12 protein-coding genes are annotated in these 14256 nt (G+C 43.6%); 10 read left to right on the top strand and 2 right to left on the bottom strand.

Annotated features, from left to right (window positions below):
- The first annotated feature begins 83 nt into the window (after positions 1 to 83).
- Genes moaB through moaE form a run of 4 tightly spaced genes read left to right on the top strand, consistent with a single transcriptional unit; the run spans position 84 to position 1852 of the window.
- Positions 84 to 596: a molybdenum cofactor biosynthesis protein B gene (gene moaB / locus Vgang_RS07590; RefSeq protein ID WP_105903161.1), complete on the top strand. Its 513-nt coding sequence runs from the start codon at positions 84 to 86 to the stop codon at positions 594 to 596.
- Positions 597 to 640: 44 nt separating this feature from the next.
- Positions 641 to 1117 (top strand): cyclic pyranopterin monophosphate synthase MoaC, encoded by a 477-nt coding sequence (moaC, locus tag Vgang_RS07585; RefSeq protein WP_105903162.1) that lies wholly within the window; start codon positions 641 to 643, stop codon positions 1115 to 1117.
- Positions 1118 to 1144: 27 nt separating this feature from the next.
- A complete protein-coding gene (moaD, locus tag Vgang_RS07580; RefSeq protein ID WP_105903163.1) occupies positions 1145 to 1390 on the top strand; it encodes a molybdopterin synthase sulfur carrier subunit in 246 nt (81 codons plus the stop codon).
- 3 nt (positions 1391 to 1393) lie between these two features.
- Positions 1394 to 1852: a molybdopterin synthase catalytic subunit MoaE gene (gene moaE / locus Vgang_RS07575; RefSeq protein WP_105903164.1), complete on the top strand. Its 459-nt coding sequence runs from the start codon at positions 1394 to 1396 to the stop codon at positions 1850 to 1852.
- Between the two features lie 94 nt (positions 1853 to 1946).
- Here the strand turns inward: moaE and Vgang_RS07570 are convergent, their stop codons facing one another.
- Together Vgang_RS07570 and Vgang_RS07565 are read right to left on the bottom strand one after the other, a co-directional pair.
- On the bottom strand, positions 1947 to 3398 hold the full coding sequence (locus Vgang_RS07570) for a glyceraldehyde-3-phosphate dehydrogenase (protein WP_105903165.1): 1452 nt from the start codon (positions 3396 to 3398) through the stop codon (positions 1947 to 1949).
- Between the two features lie 372 nt (positions 3399 to 3770).
- A complete protein-coding gene (locus tag Vgang_RS07565; protein WP_105903166.1) occupies positions 3771 to 6305 on the bottom strand; it encodes a glycosyl hydrolase family 18 protein in 2535 nt (844 codons plus the stop codon).
- Between the two features lie 580 nt (positions 6306 to 6885).
- On the opposite strand from Vgang_RS07565, the gene Vgang_RS07560 reads away from it, so the two are divergent.
- The 6 genes from Vgang_RS07560 to Vgang_RS07535 all read left to right on the top strand — a co-directional run bounded on the left by Vgang_RS07560 (position 6886) and on the right by Vgang_RS07535 (position 14202).
- Positions 6886 to 8520: an ABC transporter substrate-binding protein gene (locus Vgang_RS07560; protein WP_105903167.1), complete on the top strand. Its 1635-nt coding sequence runs from the start codon at positions 6886 to 6888 to the stop codon at positions 8518 to 8520.
- Between the two features lie 589 nt (positions 8521 to 9109).
- Complete coding sequence (oppB, locus tag Vgang_RS07555) at positions 9110 to 10030, top strand: oligopeptide ABC transporter permease OppB (protein ID WP_105903168.1); 921 nt, start codon at positions 9110 to 9112, stop codon at positions 10028 to 10030.
- A 15-nt stretch (positions 10031 to 10045) separates the two neighbouring features.
- Entirely contained in the window at positions 10046 to 10948 is a 903-nt protein-coding gene (gene oppC, locus Vgang_RS07550; RefSeq protein WP_105903169.1) for an oligopeptide ABC transporter permease OppC, read from the top strand.
- Positions 10949 to 10970: 22 nt separating this feature from the next.
- On the top strand, positions 10971 to 11945 hold the full coding sequence (oppD, locus tag Vgang_RS07545) for an ABC transporter ATP-binding protein (protein WP_105903170.1): 975 nt from the start codon (positions 10971 to 10973) through the stop codon (positions 11943 to 11945).
- Positions 11942 to 12967, top strand: coding sequence for a murein tripeptide/oligopeptide ABC transporter ATP binding protein OppF (gene oppF, locus Vgang_RS07540; protein WP_105903171.1), 1026 nt, complete (start codon positions 11942 to 11944; stop codon positions 12965 to 12967). Before oppD ends, oppF begins: the two co-directional genes overlap by 4 nt.
- Before the next feature lie 212 nt (positions 12968 to 13179).
- A complete protein-coding gene (locus Vgang_RS07535) occupies positions 13180 to 14202 on the top strand; it encodes a LacI family DNA-binding transcriptional regulator (RefSeq protein ID WP_105903172.1) in 1023 nt (340 codons plus the stop codon).
- The last annotated feature ends 54 nt before the right edge of the window (positions 14203 to 14256 follow it).

Genomic DNA, 14256 nt, shown 5'->3' with positions numbered 1-14256 from the left:
GGGCTTCGTTCTCTTGTCGCCTTGCAACAATTTCAACTACTTTGAAAATCATTATTGATTAAAATTTTATTAAAGGTTTTCTCATGGCTCGTGTTTTGAAAGAATTTAAACCCGCACGAATTGCAGTAATGACGGTATCCGATTCCCGAACGTTGGCAGATGATACGTCTGGTGATTATTTTGTCGAACAACTGCAAGCAGAAGGGCATCAGTTGGCTGAGCGAGCCATTGTTGCTGACAATAAATACCTTATCCGCGCTCAAGTGTCTCAATGGATCGCAGATGATTCTATTCAAGTGGTGCTGATCAGCGGCGGTACGGGTTTTACCGCGAAAAATTATACCACTGAGGCTCTGATGCCTTTATTTGATAAGCCCGTTGAAGGCTTTGGTGAGATCTTCCGCATGCTGTCGTTTGAAGATATAGGTTCATCCAGCTTGCAATCTCGTGCCATCGCTGGCATGGCCAATCAGACCATTATTTTTGCGATGCCGGGTTCGACAGGCGCTTGCCGTTTAGGTTGGGAGAAACTCATAAAAGAACAGCTTGATGCGCGTCATCGCCCATGCAACTTTATCCCTCATTTATCGATTTAATTTTGGGGTAGATCCCTAGGTTAATGCCTTCAAGGAAACATTGAATGTCTCAATTTACTCATATTAATGCTTCAGGCGAAGCGAACATGGTTGATGTTTCAGCCAAGCAAGAAACGGTACGTGAAGCCCGCGCTGAAGCATGGGTAAGCATGTCAAAAGAAACGTTAGATTTGATTGTGTCTGGTTCGCATCATAAAGGTGATGTGTTTGCCACCGCGCGTATTGCCGGTATTCAAGCCGCAAAGAAAACTTGGGATTTGATCCCGCTTTGTCATCCATTATTGCTCTCTAAAGTGGAAGTGCAGCTAGAGGCTAAGCCTGAAACGAATCAAGTCCGTATTGAGTCGGTGTGTAAGTTGGCCGGTAAAACAGGCGTTGAAATGGAAGCGTTAACCGCTGCATCGGTAGCAGCGCTGACGATTTACGATATGTGTAAAGCGGTACAAAAAGACATGGTCATTGGCCAAGTGCGTCTATTGGAAAAAACCGGTGGCAAATCGGGTCACTTTATTGCCGAGTAATGGCAGACATATTCTCAAGGTTTTATCATGATTAAAGTTTTATTTTTTGCTCAAACCCGTGAACAAATTGGCGTTGATTCAGTGTCAGTTGATGCGGATAACATTTCGGCAGAGGCGTTACGTGACCAGTTGTGTCAAAAGGGCGCACCATGGGCTCAAGCATTACAATCTGGCAAATTGCTGGTGGCAGTGAATCAGGACATGGTGAAAATGGATACCATATTGAAATCGGGCGATGAAGTGGCGTTTTTCCCACCCGTTACTGGAGGTTAATGGATGTCACAAGTGGATATGATCAGTGTTCAGTTTGAAGATTTTGATATCGGTGTTGAATACCAACGTTTAGCGCAAGGCACGCAAGCCGGTGCGGTGGTGACATTCGTGGGTAAAGTGCGAGATATGAATTTGGGTGACTCGGTCACAGGGTTAAGCCTTGAGCATTATCCGGGCATGACGGAACGTTCTCTTACTCAGATTTGTGAACAAGCCAAATCACGTTGGCCGTTATTAAACATTCGCGTGATTCATCGTGTCGGTGATCTCGACTTAGGCGATCAAATTGTGTTTGTTGGCGTCTCTAGTGCACACCGTAATGCGGCATTTGAAGCGTGTGAATTTGTGATGGACTATCTGAAAACGCAAGCGCCGTTCTGGAAAAAAGAGCGCATCACAGATAACGTACGTTGGGTTGAGTCGCGAGATTCAGATGCCAAAGCGGCAGAGCGTTGGAAGTAGGTCTACTTCATAATATTCCTTCGATTGTTAATTGCATTAAAGCTTCTGAACGTACTCACTCAGAAGCTTTTTTATTATTGAGTTGTGGAGCGGCTTAGCTGAGGTTTTCGACCGAGGTTAATTTAGGGTAAGTTTGGAAACGAACGCCCATCATGTGCTCCATGCAATGAACTACTTGGCAACTATAACCAAATTCGTTGTCATACCAAATGTACAATACGCAGCGATTATCTTGTGCGATGGTGGCAGCGCCATCAACCACGCCTGGGTAGCGAGAGCCAACTAAATCCGTCGAAACAATTTCCGTGGATTGGGTATAGTCAATTTGTGGTGATAACTTTGAGCGATACGCCATTTGTTGTAAGTAGTGGTTTAACTCTTCTTTATTGGTGCCTTTTTCAAGATTCAAATTAGCCACTGCCATGGAGACATTTGGTGTTGGCACTCGAATAGCGTTACCGGTGAGTTTGCCTTGTAATTGAGGTAAGGCTTTGGCGACGGCTTTCGCGGCTCCGGTTGAGGTTAGCACCATATTTAATGACGCACTGCGACCACGGCGTTCACCTTTATGGAAGTTATCAATTAAATTCTGGTCATTGGTATAGGAGTGCACGGTTTCGATGTGACCGGATAAAATCCCATAACGGTCATTAACCGCTTTTAAGACCGGCGTGATTGCATTAGTGGTACAACTGGCGGCAGATACAATGCTATCGCACGCTTCAATATCTTGATGGTTGACACCAAAGACAATATTTTTGATTTCACCTTTACCGGGCGCGGTTAATAATACTTTTGAGCTGCCTGGACATTCTAAATGCTGACCAAGCCCTTGCGCATCACGCCATACCCCTGTGTTATCCACGACTAATGCATCTTGAATACCGTATTGAGTGTAATCTACTTCCTGCGGGGAATTGGCATAGATAAACTGGATGTAGTTGCCATTGACAATGAGCGCACTGTTTTCATTGTCAATAATGATGCTGCCATTAAATTGCCCATGTACCGAATCACGGCGTAACAAGCTGGCACGCTTTTCTAAATCTCCCTCTTTACCACCACGCACAACCACAGCACGTAAACGCAGCGGGTAACCCGGACCGCTTTTTTCAATCAAAATTCGAGTCAGTAAACGACCGATTCGACCAAAGCCATACAGAACCACATCCTTAGGCGCGGCAACAGCTTGACCGTTTAACGCTTCGCTCAGCTCTGAAACTAAGAAGTGATCCACGCTACCGGACTCGTGACGTTTATATTGTTGGCCGAGCTTACCGATATCAATATAACAAGGAGAAAGAGTCATATCGCAAAGCTGTTCAATAAGTGGTTCAATTTGTTGTAGGTTAAGTGATTGGTGGCTGTAGCGCTGAGAGAGGTGGGTGAGTTTGATCATGTCGATGGTGCTGGCATTAACGAGTGTCTTACCAAACATGAGGAGTTCTACGCCTTTTTGTCGATAGAGCTGAGCAACTTTGGGCAGCAGGTTCTCAGCAATGGTTTGAGCTTGTTGCCATTCTTGTTGATGGGCTTGAGCATTCATGTCTTTACCTTTTATGAGTATTGGATTAGTTAAATAACCTGAGTTCAGGTTAAATAGATTTTCTGGCCATGGCTTCACTCTTATTGGTGATTATTTTGCGCGTAATCGACGTGCCAGAAAATTCGCCGAAGATTGTATGGCTAGGCAGATGATTATGCTAAGGAAATGTCAGATTGGATTGAGGTTTTGTTAACTGGTTCACGTCAGTATCTGGTTGTGAAAGAGACTTAGGAGATTTGCAAGGCTTGCAATTTAGAGTCTTGATTACTCATTAAAACGAAAGGCTTACTCGTAAAAATGAGTAAGCCTTTGAAGTTTATTTAATCTAGGATTTAGTGGATCCGGATTTTAGTTAATTTGGACTTTGAAAACTTAGTTACAGTTGGCTGCGCCCAAGTTTTTCCAAACACCCCATTCACCCGTTTGCGATGGGTTCTCACCTGTGGTCCACCATTTCGCTTCGTACAGTACGCCATCTAGTGTGACTTGATCACCACCCGTGTAAACGGCTGAGGCATCCCAAGCGTTATCACAAGTTGGATCTGGGTCGACAGTGCCAGATGTTTTCAATACCACAACAGAAGCGCTTGCTTGGCTGGTCAACTCACCATCGCTAACAGTGACAGAGAAAGTCAGCGTGGTGTCTTGCTCATATTCACCCGCAGTAAAGCTGATGCTTGAACCTGAACCAGTTATGCCAGAAGGCAACGTCCAGGTATAAGTCAAGGCATCGCCTTCTGCATCGGTTGAACCTGACGCATCGACAACAACCGTATCACCTGCATTCACTTCAGATGGGGCTGACAGTGCTGCTACTGGTGCTGTGTTTACTGGGTCAACAGAAACAGGATTGACTGTGATCACAACCGTATCGGTATCTGTAGCGCCTTCGTTATCGGTCACGGTCAGTGAGAAAATCAGCGTTTGAGTTTCTGTAACTTCACCAATATCAAATCCAGTTGTTGCAGAGGTTGGATTTTGAATGTTGACAGATTGACCTGAGGTTTGTGTCCATTGGTATGAAGCAATCGTGCCATTACGATCACTCGATGCTGAGCCATCTAGCTCAACAGCAGCCGGGCCAACAACCGTTTTATCCGTGCCCGCATTTGCCGTTGGAGCAACGTTTGTCGTTTCACCCGCTAAACCTTCATGCATGGCATTGAGAATATCGCCGTTATCAGCATCAATTTCCCAAGAGAACAGACCGGCTAAACCAAGGCTACGAGCATATTGGCCTTTAGCAATGACAGAACGTTCATTATCATAAGTCACCAATTTGCCATTAGAACGGTTCCAAGCCCAAGCCGCTTTCGCTTGTTCATCATAGCCAGTTTCAAAGCCATTGATGCCATTGCCGTCAGCGCCAAGCATCGTGCTCTTAATGCCTTTATAGTCGATAACGCCAGCTTCCCAAACGCCTTGCTCTTTAGTGCCAGTAAGTTTGCCATTCCCGGTACCTGTCATAGGATCACCAGCCACTTTTAAGCTATCTGGCATCACGCCATCCCAACCTCGACCGTACATTGCTGCACCAACCACTAGCTTGTTCGCTGGTACACCTTGGTCAAGTAAGATTTTAATTGCGTTATCGGTAGTATAAGCAGGACCTTTGTATGGTTCGCCTTCTTCATCCACACCAGTGCCATCACATTGGCCAGGGCGCATAAAGCTACCACAGTAAAGGGTAGTTTGGTGTCCTGGAACATTATTCCAACCGCCGTAGAAGTCATACGTCATAGCAAAGATGTAGTCCATGTATTGCGCAGCATCGGCGTAATTTACATCTTCTAATTTATCGTAACCCACACCAATCGCTGAAGTTAGCTCGTATTCTTTACCATTTTCCACTTCTAGCTCATCGAGCATGGCGCGAAGTTCACTCATTAATGCCACATAAGCCGGGCCATCTTTAACTGGATCACCTAGGTTAGCATTTTCACCGCCACCGCCAGGGAATTCCCAGTCGATATCCACACCATCAAAGAATTTCCAAGTGGTTAGAAACTCTTTCACTGACGCCACAAAGATGTCGCGTTTGGATTTATCAGTGAATGAGAAGAAGGGATCAGAAAGCGTCCAGCCACCGACAGAGGGGATAATTTTCAAATCTGGGTTACGTTGCTTAAGCGCCATCATCATCGCAAAGTTGCCTTTGATTGGCGTATCGTACTCGTGACCCGCTTGTTTAAAGCTCTTTTGATAAGCAGCCCAAGGGTCATGAATCACGACATTATAATCTGGCACGCCACGACAAGCGGTTTGTAGCGCGTTAAAACTATTACCACCGACCGATTTCAACGACTCATTTGGCCCACAGATTGGGATAAATCCATAAAGGATGTGGGTGAGGTTGTCGGCTGGAATGTTATCGACCGTATAGCCGCGATCATAAATACCCCATTCAACAAAGTAAGTCCCTACGACCGTATTGGGATCGGTATTGTAGGTTTTATTGTTTGGATCAACATTCATGGTTAATGGTTTTAAATGAGAACCATCGGTGTCAGCAATAGACAGTTCATAAGCCGGTGTTTTAGTACAGCTATTGGCATCACAGGCTTCGATTTCCATTTGGTATATGCCGCCTTTAGCATAGGTAAATGAAGCGGTGGTTTTGCTGCCCGTAATTGACCCTGTTGCGACTTTATTACCATCAAAGTAGATGTTGTAAGTGTCACCCGTTTCGCCACTGTATTGGTTAAAAATAATATCGATTTGTGCTTCGTCATGGTACTTCACCATGTCGTTGTAGCCTGATGTCGTTTCCATGGCTAAATCGATTTTGGAGAATTTTAAATTTTTTGAACCGTACATATCTAGGCTCGGTGCGCCTGGAGCTGCTATTACCGATGCAGATCCTAACGCTAAAGCAATACTCACGGCTGTGAGATTGAAACGTTTCATATCACTTCTCTCTATATTCCTTTTAATTTGCTCACCTTAAATCTCCGGTGAAATCTGCGCGTTTAAACGAGCATCTTGAGCAGTGTTGATGACATTGTGGCGTGCTACAAAGTGGAAAAAATGGTTTTTGAATCGAAATTCAATTAATCGATTTGGTAGTGAAAAGGCTTTCAGAGAAAAGTGCTATAGAGTCGATATTTGATAAAACTTGTCAAAACGCTGGTTGCAAGTGTTCAGAAATTGAACTAGCGAAGTTTTGGTGTGTTTTAACTGGATGAATTGACTTGTTAAAAAATTTGGCTAGTGAGTTCTACTTTGTAATCGATTGCATTTGGATTAATTCGCTGAGAAAACGAAAAAGTGTAATCTATGTAATATTTTTATGACTTTGTTGTGGTAGCTCCCAAAAAATATTGCTAGGTTAAGCCGATCTTTATATCGCCAGTAGGGCATGAATTAGAGCAAAAATTCTACAAATCATTAAGTTCTAGTGAAGCCTGCTGCATAGGCCGGACTTACTTGGCGATAAACGATATGAAGATGTCACGGATGCATTACTATAAAATTGGAGTTAATTCATATGCGTAAAAACACAATCACTAAAGCGATCTTGCTTGGTGCCGGTCTTGCTATTGGCGCTGCTTCTCTCCCTTCTTTTGCCGCTCAAGTTCCTGAGGGTACCAAACTTGCTGAAAAACAAGAGTTAGTTAAAGGTAATGGTGCAGAAGTTGCCTCTATCGATCCGCAAAAGACCGAGGGTGTGCCTGAATCTAACGTTTTACGTGATTTGTTTGAGGGACTGGTTAACCAAGATGCTGATGGTAATGTTGTACCAGGTGTCGCAGAAAGCTGGGAAACCAAAGACAACAAAACTTTCATTTTCCACTTACGTAAAGATGCAAAATGGTCAAACGGTGATCCAGTAACCGCTGATGACTTCGTTTTCACTTTCCAGCGTGCTGTTGATCCTGCGACTGCATCACCATATTCATGGTATTTAGAAATGACTACTATGAAAAATGCCGCAGCCATTATTCAAGGCAAAGCCGATAAATCAACACTAGGTGTTAAGGCATTAGATGCCAATACATTAGAAGTGAACTTAGAATCAGCAGTTCCTTACTTTGTTAAAATGATGGGCCATACAACGGTGAAGCCTGTTAATAAAAAAGTGGTTGAGAAATTTGGTGACCAGTGGACCAAGCCTGAAAACTTCGTCAGTAATGGTGCTTACGTACTCGATAAGTGGGTATTGAACGAGCGTATGGTTTTGGTTCGTAATACCCATTATTGGGACAATGAACACACAGTGATTGATAAAGTGACTTATCTACCAATTGAAAGTCAAAACGCTGAAATGAATCGATTCTTATCTGGTGAATTGGATATGACCGATGAATTACCAAATGAGCAATTTAAGCGTTTACAGAAAGAGCACCCTGAAGATGTAAAAGTGGTAGGTAACCTATGTTCTTATTACTATGGCTTCAATAACTCTAAACCACCGTTTGATGATGTCCGTGTTCGTAAAGCTCTGTCTTATACCATTGACCGTGATGTAATGACGCGTATTTTGCTTGGTCAAGGTCAAAAGCCAGCTTATTTCTTAACCCCTGAAATTACAGCCGATTTCAATCCAACCATGCCAGAATATGGTACGTGGACACAAAAAGAGCGTAATGAAAAGGCAAAACAATTACTTGAAGAAGCTGGGTACAATAAATCTAACCCGCTAAAATTCAAGCTTTTGTATAACACAGATGACAACCATAAGAAAAATGCGGTTGCAATTGCTTCAATGTGGAAGAAGTCACTAGGTGCTGTTGATGTGACACTAGAAAACCAAGAGTGGAAAACCTACTTAGATACACGTCGTCAAGGTAACTTCGAGGTAACACGTGCAGGTTGGTGTGGTGATTACAATGAAGCTTCAGCATTCTTATCTCTAATGCAATCTAATAACAGTTCAAATGACCCACGCTATCATAGCGAAGAATATGATGCTGTTATGGAAAAAGCGCTCAATTCAACTAGCGATGAAGAGCGTGCAGCACTTTATAATGAGGCAGAGAAATTACTGGCTCGAGATATGCCAATTGCACCTATTTTCCAATATGTGAAGGCGCGTTTAGTATCTCCTTTAGTCGGCGGCTATCCAATGAATAACGCCGAAGATAAAATTTATACTAAGGATCTCTACAAGATCGCTAAGTAATTTATCAACGCCTATAGGTTCTGCACATTGCTGCAGAACCTATTTTTTATGCCTAACTCCTCTCACTTATTCCTAAGATTGAAAATACGACTCGTTGTCTAGATAGGCTTATTAAGTCATCAGATTGTCTGTATTTTGAACTAACTGTTAATGGATTATGCTGATGTTAGAGCTAAATATCACAATATCCTCTGTATTTGTGCGGTATTTGTAGATTATTCTGTGGAATATTGGTAGGGTAAGGTTAGGTTGAGTAATAACTTATCGCAGTACGGAAACCGTGATGACTTACTTTTCTTTATTTGAGGGACACAAGCTTGTCCTGAAATAAAGCACCTGAACATGCAGAAATGTTATCCCTGTGTGTATTTGAATGGAACTCAACACTGTCGAGATATGATCACTTGGCTGATCATACTATCGAGTGAAACACTTCCAAGAAAACATTGGTCTCTACTCGTGCGATCATGTTTCCAATCTGATACCTCATTGATACTTCTGTCGTTTCAATTAAACATAATAAAAATAACAAGGAATGTCGCCGTTCAAGGACGACACATCATATTTAGTCACAACTGGAAGTTTTACTATGTTGAAATTCATTTTTAAAAGACTGATCGAAGCAATACCAACCATGCTGGTATTGATCACGGTGTCTTTCTTCCTGATGCGTTTTGCGCCAGGTAACCCGTTCTCAAGTGAGCGCCCGTTGCCTCCGGAAGTTATGGCGAATATCAACGCCAAATATGGCCTAGATAAGCCAGTTTTGGTGCAATATACCACATATCTGACCAACATCATCAAAGGTGATTTTGGTCCGTCGTTTAAATATCAAGATTATACGGTGAATGAGTTGGTCTACGCCGCCTTGCCGGTGTCAGCCAAAGTCGGCTTTTTCGCATTTGTGTTTACTGTCATCCTGGGGGTTGGCATAGGGACGATTGCGGCGTTGCGGCAAAATACCTGGATAGACTACACCATAATGTCGACCGCTATGCTCGGGGTCGTAATGCCTTCATTCGTATTGGCTCCTGTATTGATTTACGTATTTTCGATTAACCTAGGCTGGTTCCCTGCGGGTGGTTGGAAAGACGGTGGTTTCTACTACATGTTCTTGCCTATGGTCGGTATGTCGCTGCTTTATGTGGCAACCTTTGCCCGTATCACTCGCGGCAGTATGATCGAAACGCTCAACAGTAACTTCATCCGTACCGCGCGTGCGAAAGGGTTGAGCTATAAATACATCATCTTCAAACACGCTTTAAAACCAGCCTTGTTGCCTGTTGTGTCATATATGGGCCCAGCGTTTGTTGGCATCATCACTGGCTCGGTTGTGATTGAAACCATCTTTGGTCTCCCTGGTATCGGTAAGCTCTTCGTAAACGCTGCCTTTAACCGCGATTATTCATTGGTGTTAGGTATTACGATTCTTATTGGTTTCTTGTTCATTTTGTTCAATGCCATCGTTGATGTGTTATTGGCTTATATTGATCCGAAAATTCGTTATTAATCAGGGATAGACGATATGTTAACTAAAAAAGAAAATTTAGAAGCGATCGAAAAGTTCTCTGAAAGTTTAGAGATCGAAGGTCGCAGTTTATGGCAAGACGCCCGTATTCGTTTCATGCGTAACCGCGCGGCAATGGTCAGCCTAGTGATCTTGGTTTTGATTACTCTGGCGGTGATCTTTTTACCTATGTTTGCTCAATACGCTTATGACGATACGGATTGGTATTCATTACAAGCCGCGCCATCGGCTGAACACTGGTTTGGTACCGATAGCCTAGGTCGTGATTTGTACGTTCGTACATTGCTAGGTGGCCGAATTTCACTCATGGTGGGTGTGCTTGGTGCTTTAGTAGCCGTACTGATTGGTACACTTTACGGTGCGGCTTCTGGCTTTATTGGCGGAAAAGTTGACCGTGTGATGATGCGTATTTTGGAAATTTTATACGCCGTTCCTTTTATGTTCCTTGTGATTGTATTAGTGACGTTCTTTGGTCGAAATATCATTTTGATCTTCGTTGCCATTGGTGCGATTGCTTGGCTTGATATGGCGCGTATCGTACGTGGTCAAACACTGAGTTTACGTAATAAAGAATTTATTGAAGCAGCGCATGTGTGTGGCGTGAGTAACTGGAAAATCATTACTCGTCACATCGTACCGAACGTATTAGGTATTGTTGCGGTTTATTCAACGCTACTGGTTCCAAGTATGATCTTGACTGAATCATTCTTATCTTTCCTAGGCTTGGGTGTGCAAGAGCCGATGACTAGCTGGGGCGCATTACTGCAAGAAGGCGCGCAAACCATGGAAATTGCCATTTGGCAGCTTGGTTTCCCTGCAGCATTCATGGTGGTCACACTATTCTGCTTTAACTATGTCGGTGACGGCTTGCGTGACGCGCTTGACCCGAAAGACCGCTAAGCCAAAGATTTAAGGAAAGACGATGAGTAATTTATTAGATGTAAAAGACCTGCGAGTTGAATTTAAAACTCAAGACGGCATGGTGACGGCGGTTAATGACCTGAACTTCTCGCTAAAGCAAGGTGAAACGTTAGGTATCGTAGGTGAGTCTGGCTCGGGTAAATCGCAAACCGTATTTGCCATTATGGGCTTGCTAGCCAAAAACGGTGTCATTAGCGGCAGTGCCAAATTTGAAGGTAAAGAAATTCTTAACTTACCTGAAAAAGAGCTAAACAAAATCCGCGCCGAACAAATTGCGATGATTTTCCAAGACCCGATGACTTCGTTAAATCCATACATGAAAGTCAGCGCTCAGTTGATGGAAGTATTGATGCTGCATAAAGGCATGGGCAAAGCGGAAGCGTTTGAAGAATCGGTGCGCATGCTAGAAGCGGTGAAAATCCCAGAAGCGCGTAAACGAATCAACATGTACCCGCATGAATTTTCCGGCGGTATGCGTCAACGTGTGATGATTGCGATGGCGCTGCTTTGTCGCCCAAAACTATTGATTGCTGATGAGCCAACGACTGCACTAGACGTAACGGTTCAAGCGCAGATCATGGAATTGCTTAATGAACTAAAAGATGAGTTCAATACCGCAATTATTATGATCACGCACGATCTCGGCGTTGTTGCTGGTTCATGTGACAAAGTGTTGGTGATGTACGCAGGCCGCACCATGGAATACGGTAGTGTGGATGATATTTTCTACAAACCGACTCACCCATACAGCGAAGGTTTATTACGTGCAATTCCTCGCCTTGATACTGAAGGGGAAGAATTACCAACGATTCCAGGTAACCCACCTAACTTGTTGCGCTTACCGACTGGCTGCCCGTATCAAGAGCGTTGCCACCGCGTATCCGACCGTTGTCGTCAAGAAGCGCCACAACTTCTTCCATTTGGTGAAGATCGTTTCCGTGCTTGTTTTTCTGATTGGGAGACTTGGAAGTCATGAGTATTCAAACCAATGCAGCGGCAGAGAAAGTCGCACTAAAAGATAAAAATTTACTGCTTGATATTAAAGATCTGAAAGTTCACTTTAACATTGCCTCTAAGTCAGCTTGGCCTTGGTCAAAACCATCAAAACTGAAAGCGGTTGATGGTGTCAATGTACGCTTATATGAAGGCGAAACCCTTGGCGTTGTAGGTGAGTCAGGTTGTGGTAAATCGACCTTTGCTCGCGCCATTATCGGCTTGGTTGAAGCCACTGAAGGCGAAGTACTGTGGCTGGGTCAAGACTTGACTCGCATGCAAGCGGTACAAAAGCGTGAAAAGCGCAAAGAAATTCAGATGATTTTCCAAGATCCATTGGCGTCACTGAACCCACGTATGACCGTTGGTGACATCATTGCAGAGCCATTAGTGACGTTTTATCCAAAGCTCACTAAAGCGGAAGTGAAAGCCAAAGTGAAAACCATGATGGACAAAGTAGGCTTATTGCCGAATGTGATCAACCGTTATCCGCATGAGTTTTCTGGTGGTCAATGCCAGCGTATTGGTATTGCCCGCGCGTTGATTTTGAACCCGAAAATGATCATCTGTGATGAACCAGTTTCAGCGCTGGATGTATCGATTCAAGCTCAGGTAGTGAACCTACTAAAAGAACTTCAACGTGAACTTGGCTTGAGCTTGGTCTTCATTGCGCATGATTTATCGGTGGTGAAACATATTTCCGACCGCGTATTAGTGATGTATCTCGGTAATGCGGTAGAGCTTGGCGAAGCCGATGCGTTATTTGCTAACCCTAAGCATCCATACACCAAAGCCTTGATGTCAGCGGTACCGATCCCAGACCCACATAAAGAACGCGCCAAAGTGATTCAGATGTTGGAAGGGGACTTACCATCGCCAATTAACCCTCCATCGGGTTGTGTATTTCGCACGCGTTGCCCAATGGCGACAGAGCAATGTGCACAGCAAAAACCGCAAATTAAAGGCACAGACGTCCACGCCGTATCTTGTTTGCTGGTGGACTAATATTTTAGTGCATAAAATGCTTTAGAACGAAAAACAGCGCCAACTTTACGAGTTGGCGTTTTTTTATCTAGAAAATTGCAATCTATATTCACTAGCAGTTTTTGATTTCACTGATTGAGCTCATTGCTTTCAACCCATAGAATGTTTACAAAATTATTTATAACAAAGAAAAATAAAATAAAGTATCAGTGCTGTTACGCTTTATCGAGGGAATGAGAGTGAAGGGAAAAAAAGTATCTATGCCGACTGTCTATGACGTGGCAGAGCTTGCGGGGGTTTCACCGAGTACAGTATCAAGGTTTTTAAATCGCACTACGTTTGTTGCGCCAGATAAGAGTCAATTAATTGAAAATGCGATTTCTAAATTGGGCTATAAACCAACGACGCGACAAGGCTCGAAAGCGATCACACGTAGCATGACGCTAGGGGTGTTGATTCAAAGTGCTGAGAGTCCATTTTCCAGTGAAATCTTATTAGGAATGGAAAAGGCGGTAACGAGCCGTGGCTATAACTTAATGATCGCTACTGGCTATTGGAATAATGAAGCTGAAACGAAGGCGATGGATAAGCTTATCGCTCAAAAAGTAGATGGCATTATGACATTGACCGGTACGCTCAGCGACGAACAGATGAATCGATATGCGGCGAGTAAGCCGATTGTTGCGATTGGCCGCCAAATGGAAGGAAAGAACTTAACTTCAATTAAAGTTGATAACAGCATTGGGGCTTATATGGCCACTAACCATTTAATTCAACAAGGTCATAGTCGTATTGTTCATTTACAAGGCATCGTCAGTCATACCGATGCGCAGCAGCGTTTAGAAGGGTATAAAAGAGCATTAAAAGATGCCGGGATCCCAATCAATGAAAAATTGATCCGCCGCGGTGAATTTGAAATGAAAGACTCGTTTGAAGCCGTTACACGCTTACTCAAAGAGAAACATCAATTCAGTGCTATTTTTGCGGCTAACGATCAAAGTGCGTTTGGGGCTATGCAAGCCTTATATCAACATGGGTTAAAAGTGCCAGATGATGTGTCTGTGGTTGGGTTTGATGATTTGATTCTATCAAGCTACTTTATCCCGCCACTAACGACGGTGAAGCAACCATTAGAAGGGTTTGGGCAAGCGGCGGTATATACGTTGTTAGATTTGATTAACGGCAATAAGCAGGCACATCGTTTACCACCTGTGGAGCTTAAATTAAGGGATTCAACCGCTCCGTTCTCATTATAACCAAAACCTTCCTTCATCCTTGCTCGTTAATAACCCACTGCCGATGGATGGCTT

Origin of the sequence: Vibrio gangliei (assembly GCF_026001925.1) — a bacterium.
Taxonomy (GTDB): domain Bacteria; phylum Pseudomonadota; class Gammaproteobacteria; order Enterobacterales; family Vibrionaceae; genus Vibrio; species Vibrio gangliei.
Note: the sequence above shows the minus strand (reverse complement) of the source record. Positions and strands in the feature narration are given on the sequence as shown.

What these genes read in the sequence shown, in the direction of transcription:
- moaB (WP_105903161.1), top strand. Translation starts at nt 84, where the DNA reads ATGGCTCGTGTTTTGAAAGAATTTAAACCCGCACGAATTGCAGTAATG.
- moaC (WP_105903162.1), top strand. Translation starts at nt 641, where the DNA reads ATGTCTCAATTTACTCATATTAATGCTTCAGGCGAAGCGAACATGGTT.
- moaD (WP_105903163.1), top strand. Translation starts at nt 1,145, where the DNA reads ATGATTAAAGTTTTATTTTTTGCTCAAACCCGTGAACAAATTGGCGTT.
- moaE (WP_105903164.1), top strand. Translation starts at nt 1,394, where the DNA reads ATGTCACAAGTGGATATGATCAGTGTTCAGTTTGAAGATTTTGATATC.
- Vgang_RS07570 (WP_105903165.1), bottom strand. Translation starts at nt 3,398, where the DNA reads ATGAATGCTCAAGCCCATCAACAAGAATGGCAACAAGCTCAAACCATT.
- Vgang_RS07565 (WP_105903166.1), bottom strand. Translation starts at nt 6,305, where the DNA reads ATGAAACGTTTCAATCTCACAGCCGTGAGTATTGCTTTAGCGTTAGGA.
- Vgang_RS07560 (WP_105903167.1), top strand. Translation starts at nt 6,886, where the DNA reads ATGCGTAAAAACACAATCACTAAAGCGATCTTGCTTGGTGCCGGTCTT.
- oppB (WP_105903168.1), top strand. Translation starts at nt 9,110, where the DNA reads ATGTTGAAATTCATTTTTAAAAGACTGATCGAAGCAATACCAACCATG.
- oppC (WP_105903169.1), top strand. Translation starts at nt 10,046, where the DNA reads ATGTTAACTAAAAAAGAAAATTTAGAAGCGATCGAAAAGTTCTCTGAA.
- oppD (WP_105903170.1), top strand. Translation starts at nt 10,971, where the DNA reads ATGAGTAATTTATTAGATGTAAAAGACCTGCGAGTTGAATTTAAAACT.
- oppF (WP_105903171.1), top strand. Translation starts at nt 11,942, where the DNA reads ATGAGTATTCAAACCAATGCAGCGGCAGAGAAAGTCGCACTAAAAGAT.
- Vgang_RS07535 (WP_105903172.1), top strand. Translation starts at nt 13,180, where the DNA reads ATGAGAGTGAAGGGAAAAAAAGTATCTATGCCGACTGTCTATGACGTG.